Source organism: Geminicoccus flavidas (assembly GCF_009806515.1).
Classification (GTDB): Bacteria; Pseudomonadota; Alphaproteobacteria; order Geminicoccales; family Geminicoccaceae; genus Geminicoccus; species Geminicoccus flavidus.
Genome location: NZ_WUJP01000672.1, coordinates 1 through 1,286, shown reverse-complemented (window position 1 = coordinate 1,286; position 1,286 = coordinate 1). Strand labels below are relative to the sequence as shown.

The following is a 1,286-nucleotide window of genomic DNA, read 5'->3' as shown; positions in this document are numbered from 1 at the left end:
AGGCGCAGTATCTCGCCCGTGTCTCGCTCCGGCGCATGGTAAGCCCGAAGGACGTGGCCGCCATGGCGCTGTTCCTGATCTCGCCCATGGGCCGCAACATCTCCGGCCAGTCCTTAGGGGTGGACGGCAATGTCGAGAGCCTCTGAACGAACGGGAAGCCTGCTGCCATGCTGCGCATCGAACTCCTGACCGACACGCGCGACGAGCTGGGCGAGGGGCCGCTATGGGACGTCGGGGAGCAGCGCCTCTACTGGATCGACAGCCACGGCAAGGCCGTCCACCGCGCCGATGCACGCGGGCAGGACCGGCGGAGCTGGCAGGTGCCCGAACATGTCGGCTCGATGTGCCTGCGTGAGGGCGGTGGTGCCGTTGTCTCCTTGCGCAACGGCTTCCATTTCCTCGACCTGAGGTCGGGCGAGGTCACAGCGATCTCCGATCCCGAGGCCAACATCCGCCGCACTCGCATGAACGACGGCAAGGTCGACCGGCAGGGCCGCTTCGTTGCGGGCGGCATGGACTATGAGGAGCGCGAGCCGCTGGCCGGCCTCTACCGCCTCGACCCCGACCTGACCGTGACGAAGCTGGAAAGCGACATCATCGTCAGCAACGGCCCGTGCTGGAGCCCGGACGGCACCATCTTCTACTTCGCCGATAGCTGGACCCGGAAGATCTGGGCCTATGCCTACGACACCGCCACCGGCGAACTGCTCAGCCGACGGATCTTCGCCGATTTCGAGGGCCATCTGCGGGGATATCCGGACGGCGCCACCGTGGACGAGGAAGGCTATGTCTGGAGCGCCGAGGTCTATGGCGGCCGACTGGTCCGCTTCGCCCCGGACGGCACGATCGACCGGCTGGTCGGCATGCCGGTGGACAGCATCACCAGCGTGATGTTCGGCGGCGCCGACCTGGACATCCTCTACGTGACCTCCATGGCCCGCCCGTTCGGGGGCAGGCGCCGCCAGGAGCGGGAAGCGGGCGGCCTGTTCGCCGTCCACGGCCTGGGCGTGCGCGGCCTGCCGGAGCCGCGCTTCAAGGGGTGACGACGCCGGCTCCGGCCTCCCCTCATGTCATCCCCGACTTGGTCGGGGGATCCACGGGCAGGGGGTGGCCCACCTCGTCCGGCAAGGCCTGCAGCCTGCTGGCGAAGCTGGTGCCGATGCCGACGACCGGCCGTTGATCCCCGGTCATGCCGGGGGATGACAGAAAAGAACAGCCGCGGGCCGAGCCCGGCCATGGCAGAAGGAGAACAAGCAATGCGCATCGAGGTCCTGGTCGACGTCAAG

Annotated in this window: 2 protein-coding genes; both read left to right on the top strand. The window is 68.1% G+C overall.

The features are described from left to right. Positions 1 to 146: SDR family oxidoreductase (locus tag EQG76_RS33555; RefSeq protein ID WP_159715945.1), on the top strand; the 146-nt coding region annotated here is incomplete at its 5' end. Positions 147 to 170: 24 nt separating this feature from the next. Continuing rightward, positions 171 to 1,043 (top strand): SMP-30/gluconolactonase/LRE family protein, encoded by an 873-nt coding sequence (locus EQG76_RS19035; protein WP_159715946.1) that lies wholly within the window; start codon positions 171 to 173, stop codon positions 1,041 to 1,043. The last annotated feature ends 243 nt before the right edge of the window (positions 1,044 to 1,286 follow it).